Source organism: Halalkalibacter okhensis, assembly GCF_000787375.1.
Lineage (GTDB): Bacteria > Bacillota > Bacilli > Bacillales > Bacillaceae_D > Halalkalibacter > Halalkalibacter okhensis.
Genome location: NZ_JRJU01000034.1, coordinates 1 through 15,347, shown reverse-complemented (window position 1 = coordinate 15,347; position 15,347 = coordinate 1). Strand labels below are relative to the sequence as shown.

The window sequence follows — 15,347 nt, the reverse complement described above, 5'->3', positions numbered from 1 at the left end:
ATATTATTGAAGTCTCTACTTTATGACCATGGGGAAACAGTTACAAGTAATGGGTTCGGTTCTCCTTCTCCACCAGCAGTTTTTAAAGCTTGATCGGTTTCAGCTAATGGGTAATTATGAGAGTTCATTATTCGAATTGGAAACTTACCAGACGCAATACAATCGATTGCCATCTCGACTGATTGATAACTATGGCCTCTAACCCCTTTTATTGTTAAAGTCTTTTTAATCACCTCATCAATATTCCAATCTGGTATCAATTGATATTTATAAGCTCCGAGTATAATACAACCACCTTTTTTAGCAACATCAATCGATGAAGTGACAGGGCCTGCTCCCCCAGAGGTCACATCAAGAACAACATCCACCATGTTCCCATTTGTTATATCTTTCACCCGTTCAACTATGTCCTCGCTACTAATATTTATAATGTGATCGACACCTAATTGTTTTGCTAGTTCCAATCTTTTAATACTAGTATTTCTTCCAGTTACAATTACTTCTGCTCCAGCATACTTTGCAGCTAAAGCACAAGCTAGTCCTTGCTGACCAGGTCCTTGAATTAATACTACTTGTTTTGGACCAACTTTCCCCTCAATGCACATCCATTCGAATCCATTTGATAAGGGCAATGCAAATGATGCTTCAACTGGATTAATATCATTTGAGATTTTATGGAGTACTGCATTTGGGTGTAAATAAATATATTGAGCAAACCCTCCGTACAAGGCAGGTTTTGTATCTAAAGAAGTTGCCCCATAGCGAATTCCACTTTTTCTAGGATCGGTTTCTTCGCAAGCACGAAATGATCCCGTTCTGCAATGCTTACACTGGCCGCAAGGAATATACTCTTCCATTACAACCCGGTCTCCCGGAACAACTCCCCATTTCTTAGCTGCCTTTTCACCAATCTCCTCAACTTCTCCAACAATGTGATGCCCAAGAATTCTTGGCGATTGTTTTTTTCTGTAATAGTCTACATCTGTCCCACAAACACCTACCACTTCTACTTTTAACAGCCCTTCATCTTCTCCAATCTCAGGTAAATCAAACTTACGAATTTCAGTTTCTCTCACGTTTACCGCAACCGCTGCGACTGCCTTTTTAGACATGAGTTAACCTCCTTTCAAATCAACAACATAATAAATTCTCTACATTTTTAGGATAATTGAAATTAATTTTTTATAAAATTCTCCGTTCTTTCATATGGTACATAAATTTAAGGAACATCCTCATTCTTTTCCTTTTGCGTTCGTCGTGTTAGCATGGTGCCCATTAAGAGACATCCACCTGTTGCCCAAAATATTGGTGATATTCCGGCAAAAGAACCAATCATTCCAAAAAGGATTGGAGCAATAAATTGTGCTCCTCGATTAATTGTGATTCGCATCCCTAAAACCTCACCTTGACGACCTTCTGGGCTGTTATTAATAGCATATACTAGACTTAATGGCTGTCCGAGTCCGAGTCCGGCACCTAAAAAAACAGCTAAAATAATAAGTGGTATAGGGTCTTGATACAATGGAACAAGGGCGTAGCTTAACCCACTAACAACCATAGTCGTAAATAAAATATGATTTCTTCCAAATTTGTGCACTAGATGATGTTGAATGATCCTAACAACCATAGAAGCTCCCGCTAAAATGGAAAGAATAATCCCTATCAAGCTAGCACTAACCCCCACACCACTTGCATAAATGGGGAAATATGCAGTAAACAATTCTTTTGAATACAAGACCATTCCACCGATTAACAGCGCATTTCGCAACTTAGTATTCATTAACAACTTAAAAGAAGACTCACTTGTATTATTTAATGATTGTTTAAAATTAGGAAATTGCTCTTTTCTCAACAGTAAAATTAGGAACCAACCAATACTAACAAGACAAACGATAGTTACAAAAGCAGCTTTCACACCGAATAAGTCATACGTAAACCCTGCAATTAATGGGCCAACTAGCGATCCTCCAGAACCTACAAAAGTTAATGTAGCAATTAACTTATCTCTCGACCCACTTAAATTCCCAACAGTTTTTTGAATGGAGACAACAATAAATATTTGCGAAAAACCTAGTAACATTTGGGTAATAAATATACTCGGGATACTTACATTGAATACAGGGATGGAGACAGCCAACAGCGTAAGACTCGAACCTATAAACATCATCGTTTTTGCACCGAAGCGGTCTAACCACTTACCGACATATAACGCTGTCAGCATGGGTGTGAATGCATAAACAGATACAAGGGCTCCAATTGTTAAAGCAGAGGCTCCCTGTGAATTTGCATACAAAGACACAACTGGCTTTAATGCAAATAAAGAAGTATGAAATAGGAAATGGATAACTAGAAGAATGATATACACGGTTATCCCCCTCCGTAATTAGTTGAGGTTACTCTTAAATAGAAAATAATTTCTTGAAATATGAATTGTTATCAAAAATCCCAGTCCATGGTTCACAGTAAATTAACTCTTGTTTGATATTCTTTTTAATTATTCTTAAATTAACTCCACCTAAATTTATAATATCCTGATTACAAAAAACTCTATAAAACGTACACTTAATTACAAACTAATTTTTCCGGTATTAATAGCTTACTTTCTATTGAGCGGAACACGGTTCTTTGTAAGCAGAAGTTCAAATATAAAAAAAGGACATTCTCCAAAAGAGAATGCCGACCATGTATAGTTCAACCTTTCAAGTTTCCTATGTGATTCAAACCATATTTATATACGATTATTTTTAAATAATTCTTCCTTTACTTCATGCACATGCATAACGTCAGCATATTTGTGGTGCATATCAAATAGATTGACTTTGTGTGAAAGCATGCTCCTATCAAAACAACACTCTTCAACAACGACTGGATGAAAGCCATTTGAATATGCATCAACTACAGTAGCCCGTACACATCCACTTGTACTTTCTCCAAAAATAATTATTGTATTTATACCTTTGCTTCTTAAATAATCAGCTAGTTCTGTCCCAAAAAAGCAGCTCGCTCTTTCTTTTTCAATGACTAAATCCTGCTTACTAGGCGTAAACTCTGTTTTAATTTCATATGAATGACCACTTTCATTATTCCTTCTTCTAAACGTTGAATTGTTGCCAGTCCCTGTTTTCTTCGTTGAGTAAATGATTGGTAATTCTAATGAACGTGCTGTTTCAATTAATTCCACAGTCGGTTTAATGGCACTCCAAGCATGTATACCACATGAGCTTGGGTATTCTTTGTATAAATCAATGACAGGTTTAGGACCCCCATCATATACTAGGTTATATAAGTCTACTGCTAATAGTGCTACCTTAGAGCCAACATAAGTCTCTCTTTCATATGATTTATATATTTGAAGAATATCTTCATGCATTATATCTCTCCAACAATGGTTCTCAAACTCTGAAATTTTTGCCATTTATTCTCTCCTCCAATTATAATTCACCTTCGATAGCATTAATTATGATTTGCTTTACTTCTTCATCCTCAATTTTTGTTGCAGCAATTGCAATCTCTAGCATCTCTTCACCAGATGCATACAAAAGATCTCGATCAGATTGCTTGGCTTCAACAATAAACCTTTCATCAGCCATAACTTTATCAAAGACTTCTTGAAGAAATTCAAGGCGCTCCCTCGGAACCCCAGGTGGCACCGCTAGCGGCCGTCCAACTGAATTTAACGAATTCCACACTTCGATAATGGCTGAAGCTCGTTCTAGGTTATCTGCTTTCTCTAACACTTCAGACACCGTTGGTACATTTAGTAACTCATCATTACGCTTATTTCCACTTTGTAAAATAGGGATTGTAATTCCTTCATCAATAGAAACTTTACGACTTCCATACGATCCCCAAGTACCATCAACCTCTCCTCTTAAAATAGCTGGTTCAACTACACTATCGTATCCATGTAATACTTCAGTGTTTAATCCCAATGCTTCACTGATAACTACTGCATCAACATAAGTACTTCCTCCCAATCCCGTTGCTCCTAACTTTACGGCGCCCCCTGCATCTAAGATATCTTCAAATGTTTGATATGGGCCATCTGCTGCCATAGTTAATACTCGAGTGTCTGCAACAATACGGCCTAAATAGCCAAATTCACTTAAGTTGTATCTAGCACCGGCAATCTCCGCTATTTGATTAGTCACCATCGCACTCCCATTCATGATTCCGATCGTTAATCCATCCGAAGGTGCTCCGTAAAGTTCATTTACCCCTCTCATTCCACCAGCACCCGGTAAATTATTAACGACAACGTTTGCTCCTGTGTACTCTTCAATATATGGAGCCATCATTCTAGCATACATGTCATAACCAGCCCCTGGATCATACGGAACGATAAAGGAAATTCTTTTCCCTTCATAGAATGATTTCAAATCCTCATTTTGTTCTTCTTTAGGTAATTTGTTTTGTATCGCAACACTCTCCGTCACTTCTTCAGTTGCCTTCTCTGTTGAACATCCAATGAGCATTAGACTAAACAACATCACAAAACTGATTAATAACAAATTACTTCTCGACATTATTTACCCCCCTAAATAGTTTCGAGTGCCAGTACATCACCCCTCCTTTTTAGACCCTCTTATTTATCCTTATTAAGATAATTAAGATAAAGATTTCGAAACTTTTTATCAAACCGTTTTAAATATAAATAATTAATAATCTAATTATTATTTCTTCTGCATACACAAAAAAGCTTACTCCAATTACGAGAGTAAACTTCAAATAAAAATCTTTATCATTCTTCATCTTCACTATTATCAATAAACGTAACAGATAATTCTGAATATGTTACACCTTTTTGCGCTTCCACTATTTCATGTAAGTCAACCAATCTTTTCTTCTTCCCTCTTACAACAAGAACTTCCAAACATTCTGCATGCGTGAGGTGAATATGCATTGTTGATATGATTTCTTCATGATAATCGTGTTGTAAATTCATTATCTTAGAAACTACATTATTCTGATGATGATCATAGATAATAACGATTGTTCCTGCTACAACTTTATTTAAATCTGATTGTTCACTCTCTAACACAACTCTTCTCGCTAAATCCCTTAAAGCCTCTGAGCGATTGCTGTACCCTTTTTTTGTTAAGTACTTATCAAACTTTTTCACCAAATCTTGTGGCATCGCAACACCAAAACGAGATAAATTATTACTCATAACTCATTCCACCATTTCCTCCTGTACAACTGTATATCAAACGGTCTAGTTCAAGATCTATGACATTTATATAACATACATTTAGTATCAATTAGTATACTCTTTGGGGTTTATAGTAGAGCAATAAATTGATATTATAATTGCATTTCCATGTGAACGATCTCTGTTTCTATGTTTTCGTCTAAGACAATAGAAAATCCTTTTGACTTCCAAAATGGAAAACCTCCGGGTAAAAACTTATGAGTGTGCAAATATAAGGTTTCATATAGAGCCTCTGTTTGACAAAATCTCACAGCTTCTTGAAACAGTGATGTACCAATCCCGTATCTGCGATAGTTTTTATCGATGTAGCATTTACTAATTTCACACGTCTTACTCAAATCATAGCGATTGTGTAAAGTATTTATTCGATTATCGTAACGGTGTACTGAAATAGTTCCGATAACTTCACCAGATTGATTAAAAGCTGCGACAAAGAGAGCATCTTTTTGGTTGAGGTATTTCTCTTCCATTTTTAACAATTGTTTTTTTGAAGCTTCCCCTAATTGAAAAGGATACACTTCATGAAAAACTCTTAGAACAAAATCTATTACTTGTGGAACTTCTTCTTTTTTTACTTCTCTGATAAGCACTCTTTCTTCTGTTAACATATCTTTCACTCCTCAAATGTTTATAATTAGACTAGTGATAATAACCCTTTTGAAACTGGGTGTATTAACTCTTCCATCTGATCTAATTCACATAACTCGTCAATGATTTTACCTTGATCCATCACTACAAATTTATCTGAAACATATTTAGCTGCATCAAGATCATGAGAAATAAACAAATATGAAAGTCGAAACTGCTCTTTTAAATCAAGTAATAAATCTAACACCTGAACTTGAGCAAAAATGTCCAAACTACTAACTACTTCATCAAGAACAATCAATTCTGGTTTAAGAGCAATTGCTCTAGCAATATTAACTCTTTGTAATTGCCCTCCGCTAAACTGGTGAGGATATTTAGTAGCATCGGAAGGTTGTAGCCCGACTGCTTCTAAAAGCTCCTCTACTTTTTCAGATAGCTCAGATGAAGAAGACATTTTATAATTCATTAAAGGTTCAGCAATGCTTTTAGCAATTGTCATTTTTGGACTAAGCGCATTAAACGGGTCTTGAAATACCATTTGAAAATGACCTCTTAGCTTTTTTAGCTCTTTTTTCTTTAGCTGGTTAATCATTTCACCTTTAAATAAAACCTGACCTTTATCTGCATTTTCAAGCCCCATAATAATTCGTGATAACGTACTCTTTCCAGAACCACTTTTTCCGATTAGACTTGTACAAGTTGCTTGATCCAATGTAAGTGAAACATTTTTAAGCACATCTATTTTTTTTGATTTCTCCCAAATGAAACTTTTAGATTGATAGCTTTTTGAGATGTCTTTCAATTCAAGGAGACTCATTTTATCCCTCTTTTCAGACGCATACTTGCATTTATTAGTGCTTTTGTATAGACATGCGATGGTTGATGAAAAACTTTGAGTAACTGACCTCTTTCAACAATTCTCCCCTCATACATAACAGCAACTTCATCTGCTAATTTTGAAATAACATCAAGATCGTGAGAAACGAGTAAAATGCTTGTATTCCTCTCACGTTTAATTTTCTCAAGTTGTTCCAAAATTTGATTTTGTGTAACCTTATCAAGTGCTGTAGTTGGCTCATCTGCTATGATAACGTCGGGACGCAATAATAGTGCTATAGCAATTAATACACGTTGAAGCATTCCTCCACTTAATTGATATGGAAATTGTTTTAACACATGTAGTGGAGATGAGAAATCCATTTTTTCTAAATAATACATTGCCATTTCTTTCGCTTCTTTACGGGTCACTTTTTTATGAGTTCTTACAGTTTCAATCATGTGTTCTCCAATTGTGATCACAGGGTTAAAAGAAGACATTGGATTTTGGGTTATCACGGCAATCTCACTGCCACGTATTTTTCTTGCTTTCTTATTTGAAAGATTTAAAATTTCCTTCCCCTTCAATTGGATACTACCTGTCGCATCAATGCCATCTTGTAATAAGTTCAAAATCGAATGACAAGTAAGTGTTTTACCCGATCCACTTCCACCTACAAGTCCGAATACTTTCCCAGGAGATAAAGAAAAATTCGCTTGATGAACGACTTGAATTGTTGTTTCTAATCTTGGATTTGGAATATAAATATTTAAATTATTTACGGACAGCACAGGTTCTTTTGACATCTCCAGCAACTCCTAACTTCTATGTTCCATTTTATCTCTTAAGGCATCTCCAAATAGGTTAAATGCCATTACCACAAGAAAGATCATAAGACCTGGATAGAACATCATTGATGGATGACTTCTCAAAAATTGTCTACTATCATTAAGCATCGCACCCCATTCTGCTGTAGGCGGCTGAATACCTAAGCCTAGAAATGAAAAACCTGCAATGTGTAATAGAATCGTACCCATATCAAGAGATGCTAATACAATCATTTGAGGCAGTATACCAGGTAATATATGTCGGATAATTATCTTCGAATTTGATGTTCCTGACATTTTAGCTGCCTTAATAAATAATTGCTCTTTATAGCTCAAAACCATCCCCCTAATTATTCGTGCATAACTAACCCATTGAATAAGTATCATAGCAATAATAAGGTTAAACAATCCTGGTCCAATAATTCCAACAAACGCCAGAATTAAGATTAACCCTGGAAAAGCTAGAATAATATCGCAAAACCTCATAAAAACATAATCGACCTTTCCACCCTGATACCCTGAAAATGTACCGATAATAATACTAATTAACATCGTTATGACAACAACGAGAAGTGTACTTCCTAATGAATAACGTGCACCATACATTAATCGTGAGAGGATGCACCTTCCCTGATGATCTGTTCCCAATAGAAATTCTTTAGATGGACCTAAAAGTCGTAGCTCTATACGTGCTAAGTTAGGATCATGTGGTGCAAGGTAAGGGGCAAATATAGCTACAAATGCTATAAATACAATAATTGCCCCACTAAAGAACAATAGCTTATGATGAAAAACGACTCTTCTAATCATCTCAATCATTTGCATGATCCCCTTTCCACCTAATTCGAGGATCCAGATATGCATATATAATGTCTACTAATAAATTCACGAATACAAAAATGATCGTCAATAGCAATACGCTGAATTGAATGACAGGATAATCACGATTTAAAATAGCCGACACGAAGTATCTACCAATTCCCGGCCAAGAAAAGACACTTTCAACGATGACAGTCCCAGCTAGCATATGGCCTATACTCATTCCTAAGGCTGTTATAAATGGTAGAGCAGCCAATTTTAACACATGCTTTCCAATGACAATATTTTCTTTCAATCCTCGACTTCTTGCATATAAAATAAAAGGCTGTTTCATTTGCTCTAACATGCTAGACCTTAATAGCCGGGTGAACGTAAAAGTATATAAGAAACAAAGAGTAACCGTGGGTAACACCAAGTGTGCTAGTGTTCCCCTCGAACCTGTAGGAAAAATCCCTAATTTATAGGAAAAAAAGTAAATTAGGAGAAAACCAAGCCAAAAGGACGGCATTGAAGCCCCTATATAGGCAAACAGTCGACTAATTTGATCGAAAACACCATCTTTATATACAGCTGAGAATACTCCTACTGGAACACTGATTATAATGGTTGCAACAAATGCTACAAAAGTTAACTGTACCGTCGGAAGTAAGTAATAAATGGTTTCTTCAAAAACTGGGTCACCTGAAACAAATGAAGTACCAAAATCGAATTGAAAAGCATTCCCCAGCCAAGTGAAGTATTGTACAAACAAAGGTTGATTTAAACCTAATTCATGACGAATATATTCGATTGCTTCGTCTGTCGGTGGAATTTGCGACAGACGAAGATAAGCCTCAGCTGGGTCCCCTGGTACTAAATGAATGAGCAAAAACGTAATAAATGATGTACCAAATAGTATAGGAATAAGGCTAAGCAGCCTCTTCAAGATAAATCCTAACATTATTCAACATCAATCGTTTCCAACGGTAGAACATAGTTCATATGTGGAAACTCAACACCACTTACATAATCATGATAGACAGCAATATTTGTACTATAGGAAATTGGTAAGTAGACTGCTTGTTCATGTAATGTACTCAAAATATTTTCATACTTTTCTTTCCTAACTTCTTCATCTGAGCTTATCAAAACTTCACTTATCTCATGATCAATTTCTGCTTTCATAGATAATCCAATTTGAGCTTGATAGTCAGCATGTGCTACAACTCTCATCGAAGAAGCAAACGTATGCGGTTCGTATGGGGCTCCCCATGTATTGTTGAAAATAAGATTAAAATCTCCATCTTTTTGTCTTTGTTGATAAGATTGATCCTCTTCGCCAATGAGCTTAAGTGAGATACCAACTTGACGTAGATCTCCTTGTAGAGTCTCTGCAATTGCTTTTTGTATATTATCTGTGGAACTAAATGCTAACTCTAACTCTAAAATTTCTCCATCCTTTTCTCTGAAGGTCTCTCCTTCAGCTAATTCCCAGCCCGCTTTATTTAACAGTTGATCAGCACGCTCAAGATCATATTCGTATGGAGTTAATCCAAGGTCGCTGTATGGTACATTGGATGCGAATAGAGTATCAGCCTTTTGATCTGTTCCATAAAACAAACGATCAATAAGAGCTTGTTTGTTAAAACTATGCTGAATAGCTTGGCGTACTTTCAGTTCTTTCGTAGGACCTTTATTTGAATTAACTGCTAACGTTCTACTAGAGAGAGGTCCTGAAATTCCTGTTTCATACTGGTCTGATTCCTTTAGAAAATTAAATGAGTCTAGACTAATCAAACCAGTACCAAAAATAAGGTCGATTTCTTTATTTTCAAACGCAAGTACTCTAGACTCTCCATCTGGAATGACTCGAATCATTACTTCTTGAACATTAGGAAGTTCTCCCCAGTAATTTTCGTTGACTTTAAAGAGAGCATACTCATCTTTTTTATATTCATTCAGTACCCAAGGTCCTGTACCAATAGGCTCTTCTATACCTTCTGCAGTATTTCCGTCTTGTGGAAAGCCGTTTTCACCAAGAAAACGAAACGGTCGAATAAGTGTTAAATCTTGGAGTAAAGGATAATATGCATTTGCTAAAGTAATTTTAAAAGTAGTATCATCAATTACACTTGTTTCTTCAATTTGATTCACCACTTCAATCCAGTTATGCCTGTCAGCATTATTTAACACAGCATCAAAGTTCATTTTTACATTTTCTGCACTTAACTTTGAGCCGTCTGAATATGTAACGTTTTCCCTTAAATAAAACGTATATTCTTTCCCATCTTTAGAGATTTCCCAATCCTCTGCTAACCAAGGTTCTATTGTTCCGTTTTCACCATACTTTACGAGTGGCTCATATACCATATTTTGAGCAAACATTTCATTTGGTGAATACATATGAGGGTTTAAGGGGCCAATGTCTTTATCCCATGATAACGTTAACATTTTTGTATTTTCTGAGGTTTCCCCTTGAATTTGCTTAGAATCTGTTACAGTCTTTTCATTACATGCAGCTAAAATGGTACCTGCAACTAAAACTAATATTATAAATATAAAATTATAAACTGGCTTCACTTTATCCAACTCCTCTTGAATAATCTTAATCGTCTTTAATATATTAATGACCTAGTTTCTCTCCAATTACAATATACCGTTGGTAAGGTTCTATAAAGGACAGCCTATACTTTAACGGAAAACTTTTCGAATCAACTTTTAGGAGATGCTCCATCGAAGCGGTACTAATATTAGAAAGACCGGCTGCTTCCATTAATGACATCACCTTTCCTTCATCTGCTCCTTCAAAAGGGAGTTTCTCGTTGTTAATCCTAGTTTTATATCTTTTTCTCCAATTGAGTGTATATCGTTTTTCACTAATCATAACTAAGTAGTTACCGAGTAATTGCTTATACTTTCGTCTTTTGTCCATATTGTGGGTCGTCCAGTCACCATCGAAAATTACTAGTTTTCCTCCTGGCCTTAGAACACGTACCCATTCTCTTAATGCAACTCCAGGGTGTGGTAAGGTCCAGAGTAAGTGCCTGTTAATGACCACATCAAACGAATGATCTTCAAAGTCTAGCTTCTCTGCATCCCCATGTAGGAATCGGCATTGCAAATCATTAGCATTCGCTTTCCTTTGTGCAATTTTTAGCATTTTAGTTGATAAATCAACTCCTGTACAGTTGTGTCCCATTTCAGCTAGTAACAGTGCTAAAAAACCAGGTCCAGTTCCCACATCTAGCATATCTAAGGAGGATTTATTATCAATGATTTTATCTAGTGTCCCTTTCCACTCGGCTTTTTGTTCTTCTGATTTTAAGTGATATTCACTTCTTTGCGTATATTGTTCAGCTCTTTTATCCCAATCTTGCATGACACCTTGCTTTTCAATTCTCACTAAAAACACCGCCCTCAATTTTTATAAAAGTCAAATAAATCAAATCATTTATAATATTCCTTCTATTTGTTTTAATCATAAGATCGTGACACTAATTTGTAAATAAATAACACGATATTTCTCTTTTGGGCGTTTTAATTGCTTGATTAATAATTTCATTCAACTCTAAAAGCATTGTCTATATTAGACTAACTTGTTATTTTTCCTGAAAAATACCACAGCTGTTTTAGCTGTGGTAGCTTAATCATTTTCTTATCTTCATACTAGGTTGTTTTAAATTTAAATTACTTCTATTAAATCACATATTCTTCTTGAGTAGATTTCACAAATAGATCTTCTACTTTTAACTTATTTTTTATAAGTCCTTGTTCATACGAATATGTTACAAATGCTTCTAATGTCGCTTTGTTATTTTCCAATCCATATGGCCAGAAGTCCTCGCCCATAATTTCTTTTGTTCTTTCGATCTCAGAAACCAACCAAGGTAATGTCACCTTTAAGGCTGCTGTTTGGTTGAACCCTTCATAGACTTTTTGCTTCGATTTTACAAATGCTTGATAAAGGTTAGCCGCAACCCATGGATTCTTCTCCAATATTTCATTTTTAATCGCTACTACATGCATAATAGGAAAGATACCCGTTTTTCTAAAATATTGCTCTTCCTCGGAAACAAAATCTGTGAAAAGGCGGGTTACATTCGGTGAGCCATTTAAAAAACAAGAAGGTGCTCTAGGAGCGATAAATGCATCAATTTCACCAGACTCGAGCATTTCATTTAATGTTTGATCCTCATTAATTGGTTGAATGTTAATTTCTGGCGGGAGTTCTAGCTTGATTTTCTCAATTCTTCCTGCTTTTTCCTGACCTCCTGTATACCAGAATACACTTGATGGGGAAACCCCATACTCATGGTGAAGAATTCCTCTAATCCAAACACATGCCGATAATTGATATTCAGGAATTCCTATCCTCTTTCCTATTAAATCAGCTGGTTCTTTAATTCCTGAATGTTTATTAATATAGATCCCTGAATGTCTAAAAGATCTGGACATAAATACTGGGATCGCGGAAAAGTTAGGAAAGCCTCGATCACGTGCAATTAAATAGGAAGAAAAAGATAGTTCAGCAACATCAAATTCATGATGTCTCATCATTCTCCAGAAGGTTTCTTCAACTGGCATATTGAGCCAATTTAGCTCAATTCCTTCAGGCTTTACCGTGCCATCTGTTAACGCACTAATACGATCATAGTCCCAACAACCAAAAGAGAGCTGCAATTTACTCATTTCATCTCCTCCAAATAAATAAATATCTTTCAATCTACTCTTACAATAAATTTTATTAATTGATTTACAAAGGTTTTGTTCTCATATATAGCACAATTTTTATAGACTCATCCTTTCTTTTTTACTCTCTTGTTGTTCTTCTTCTTTTAAACGTGTAAAATACGCGCCAACTAAGAGAATACCACCACTCACTAAAAATATAGAAGACAGGCCTGCAAGACTCCCTATTCCTCCAAAGAGAAAAGGAGCAATAAATTGAGAACCACGGTTAAACATAAGTCTCATTCCTAACACTTCTCCCTGTCGGTTAATTGGACTAACATTTAAAGCAAAAACAAGGCTAAGTGGCTGCCCTAATCCCAGGCCCCCTCCTAGTATAATGGCAATGGCAATTAATAATAATGGGATATCTGTGAATGGTAATGTCATGTAGGCTACTCCACTGATAAGAAGAGTAGTTGTAAGAATAATACTTCTACCAAACTTTCTTACTAAATGAAATTGTAATAAGCGAATAACCATCGCCATCGCCGCCATAAAAGATAGAGTTATCCCAATCTGACTTGCATTCATGCCAATTCCCTTTCCATAGATAGGAAAGTATGCCACAAACACATCTTTTGAAAATAAAACTAAACCACTTACTATAAGCGCTTTCCGTAAATTAATATTATCTTTTAGTAATACCAACGAAGGACTTTGCTTTTTAGGAGATTGACTTGTTGTCCCCCATGCTTTCTTTTTTGTGAAAATAGTAAATCCGAGGGAAATCAATACTAAAGCAGCAGCTAAAAAATAAGTATATTGAAACCCGAAATATTCATAACTAAATCCAGAAATAAGAGGTCCTAATAATTCTCCTAGTGAACCAGCGAGGCTAAATGTCGCAATTAGTTTATCTCTATTCCCAGGCAAATTGCCAACTGTTTTTTGAAGCGACACTAAAACAAATAAATGAGATAACCCAAAAAGAAACTGAGAGATAAATAACGTTGCAATATTAGGGATTATACCTGGTATACATAGTGCCAATAACATTCCAAATGCACCGATACTTGATATTCTTTTTGCCCCAAAAAGGTCTAACCACTTTCCAATTGAAACTGCCAGTAACATTGGGATTAATGCAAAACTAGAAACTAAAATACCAATTGTAATTATAGAGATTCCAAGTGAATCAGCATATAGTGATACTATCGGCCTTGTTCCATGCAGGGCTATACTATACAAAGCTTGGATAAATAAAATCAAATAAAAGAATTTCATAACTGTTCATTTCCTCTCTTTAAATTGTAATTAATATCGTTATTACCAAATCACTAAGTCTTTTAACACAAACACACATCGACAAAGAATTCAAAATTTTATGATTAAACAATTGAAAATCCCTATTAGAAATGTTACATTATATGTATATTTTTTTGAAAGCCTTTACACACATTAACATTATTAAGTGGGGGTTTAGTAATGAAAGAGAATAAAGAAGTATTATCATCCGTTCACAATGCGATACGTATTCTTAAAGAGTTCTCACCAGACAATAGAGAACTAGGAATTACACAGCTTAGTAATAAGTTAAACCTTGCTAAAAGTACTGTTTTCCGCTTAATTAACACTTTATGTGAAACTAATTTGGTTCAAAAAAATCCAAAGAGCCAAAAGTATAAATTAGGTATTGGAGCTTTTGAGCTTGGTTTTCTTTTTTATCACACCGTCGAGATACGCCATGCTGCTACCCCTATCATTGAGAGACTGGTAGAATCGACACGAAAAGTTGCTAGGTTAGGTGTATATGATCGTGGTGGGGTTGTTTATCTTTCTAAAAAAATTCCTCGAGATGATTATGGAACGATTTCAGATACAGGGAATAGAGTTCCATGTTATTGTACGGCTGTAGGAAAGATGCTCTTAGCCTATCAAGGTGATGAAGAAATTGATCGTGTTTTAGATAGACCTCGTAAAAAATATACAACAAATACCATTACAGAAAAGCAAGAGTTGATAACGGAACTAGAAGTAATAAGGCAACGTGGCTACGCATTGACTAATGAAGAACTACGGTTAGGTATTTGTTCAGTAGCTGTGCCAGTATTTGATGATTTTAATCAACTGATTGCTTCATTAAGTGTAACTGGATTAAAGAACCAGTTTTTATCCGGACAATTACAATACTTGGTAAAAGAGCTTAAACATCATAGTGAGTTAATAACTGAGAATCTAATTATGGAATAATGGGCGATATGTACCAATAGGGTTGATAACTTCATTATAAAATTCCCGAAATATAATTACAGCTATATATTCCCGTATATGGGAACACATTTATTAATAATACTCAACTCAAATTAGGTTTGTTTACACCAATTGCCAATTTCATCAACATTCAAGAAAAGAACCTCTCTTATTAGAGAGGTTC

At 35.4% G+C, this 15,347-nt stretch carries 15 protein-coding genes; 1 reads left to right on the top strand and 14 read right to left on the bottom strand.

Features of this window, described 5'->3' with window-relative positions:
* Positions 1-20 precede the first annotated feature (20 nt).
* The 14 genes from LQ50_RS18855 to LQ50_RS18790 all read right to left on the bottom strand — a co-directional run bounded on the left by LQ50_RS18855 (position 21) and on the right by LQ50_RS18790 (position 14,197).
* Positions 21-1,112 (bottom strand): zinc-dependent alcohol dehydrogenase, encoded by a 1,092-nt coding sequence (locus LQ50_RS18855; RefSeq protein ID WP_034632244.1) that lies wholly within the window; start codon positions 1,110-1,112, stop codon positions 21-23.
* A gap of 107 nt (positions 1,113-1,219) precedes the next feature.
* Entirely contained in the window at positions 1,220-2,365 is a 1,146-nt protein-coding gene (locus LQ50_RS18850; protein WP_052144862.1) for an MFS transporter, read from the bottom strand.
* A gap of 363 nt (positions 2,366-2,728) precedes the next feature.
* A complete protein-coding gene (locus LQ50_RS24480) occupies positions 2,729-3,415 on the bottom strand; it encodes an isochorismatase family protein (RefSeq protein ID WP_052144861.1) in 687 nt (228 codons plus the stop codon).
* 16 nt (positions 3,416-3,431) lie between these two features.
* Positions 3,432-4,526, bottom strand: coding sequence for a Bug family tripartite tricarboxylate transporter substrate binding protein (locus LQ50_RS18840; RefSeq protein WP_034632241.1), 1,095 nt, complete (start codon positions 4,524-4,526; stop codon positions 3,432-3,434).
* A 215-nt stretch (positions 4,527-4,741) separates the two neighbouring features.
* Positions 4,742-5,170 carry a nickel-responsive transcriptional regulator NikR gene (gene nikR, locus LQ50_RS18835; protein WP_034632239.1) on the bottom strand — a complete coding sequence of 143 codons (429 nt, stop codon included), beginning with the start codon at positions 5,168-5,170 and terminating at the stop codon, positions 4,742-4,744.
* 134 nt (positions 5,171-5,304) lie between these two features.
* On the bottom strand, positions 5,305-5,820 hold the full coding sequence (locus LQ50_RS18830; protein WP_034632235.1) for a GNAT family N-acetyltransferase: 516 nt from the start codon (positions 5,818-5,820) through the stop codon (positions 5,305-5,307).
* A 26-nt stretch (positions 5,821-5,846) separates the two neighbouring features.
* Positions 5,847-6,617 (bottom strand): ABC transporter ATP-binding protein, encoded by a 771-nt coding sequence (locus LQ50_RS18825; protein ID WP_034632233.1) that lies wholly within the window; start codon positions 6,615-6,617, stop codon positions 5,847-5,849.
* Positions 6,614-7,423, bottom strand: coding sequence for an ABC transporter ATP-binding protein (locus LQ50_RS18820; protein ID WP_034632230.1), 810 nt, complete (start codon positions 7,421-7,423; stop codon positions 6,614-6,616). The genes LQ50_RS18825 and LQ50_RS18820 overlap by 4 nt, the downstream gene beginning before the upstream one ends.
* 12 nt (positions 7,424-7,435) lie before the next feature.
* Positions 7,436-8,263 (bottom strand): nickel ABC transporter permease subunit NikC, encoded by an 828-nt coding sequence (nikC, locus tag LQ50_RS18815; protein ID WP_034632285.1) that lies wholly within the window; start codon positions 8,261-8,263, stop codon positions 7,436-7,438.
* Entirely contained in the window at positions 8,256-9,203 is a 948-nt protein-coding gene (gene nikB / locus LQ50_RS18810; RefSeq protein ID WP_034632228.1) for a nickel ABC transporter permease, read from the bottom strand. Before nikB ends, nikC begins: the two co-directional genes overlap by 8 nt.
* Entirely contained in the window at positions 9,203-10,822 is a 1,620-nt protein-coding gene (nikA, locus tag LQ50_RS18805; protein WP_034632225.1) for a nickel ABC transporter substrate-binding protein, read from the bottom strand. Before nikA ends, nikB begins: the two co-directional genes overlap by 1 nt.
* A gap of 43 nt (positions 10,823-10,865) precedes the next feature.
* Positions 10,866-11,645: a class I SAM-dependent methyltransferase gene (locus LQ50_RS18800; RefSeq protein ID WP_052144860.1), complete on the bottom strand. Its 780-nt coding sequence runs from the start codon at positions 11,643-11,645 to the stop codon at positions 10,866-10,868.
* A gap of 293 nt (positions 11,646-11,938) precedes the next feature.
* Positions 11,939-12,931: an ABC transporter substrate-binding protein gene (locus tag LQ50_RS18795; protein ID WP_034632223.1), complete on the bottom strand. Its 993-nt coding sequence runs from the start codon at positions 12,929-12,931 to the stop codon at positions 11,939-11,941.
* A 99-nt stretch (positions 12,932-13,030) separates the two neighbouring features.
* Complete coding sequence (locus LQ50_RS18790; protein WP_034632221.1) at positions 13,031-14,197, bottom strand: MFS transporter; 1,167 nt, start codon at positions 14,195-14,197, stop codon at positions 13,031-13,033.
* Between the two features lie 201 nt (positions 14,198-14,398).
* On the opposite strand from LQ50_RS18790, the gene LQ50_RS18785 reads away from it, so the two are divergent.
* Positions 14,399-15,163: an IclR family transcriptional regulator gene (locus tag LQ50_RS18785; RefSeq protein WP_052144859.1), complete on the top strand. Its 765-nt coding sequence runs from the start codon at positions 14,399-14,401 to the stop codon at positions 15,161-15,163.
* The last annotated feature ends 184 nt before the right edge of the window (positions 15,164-15,347 follow it).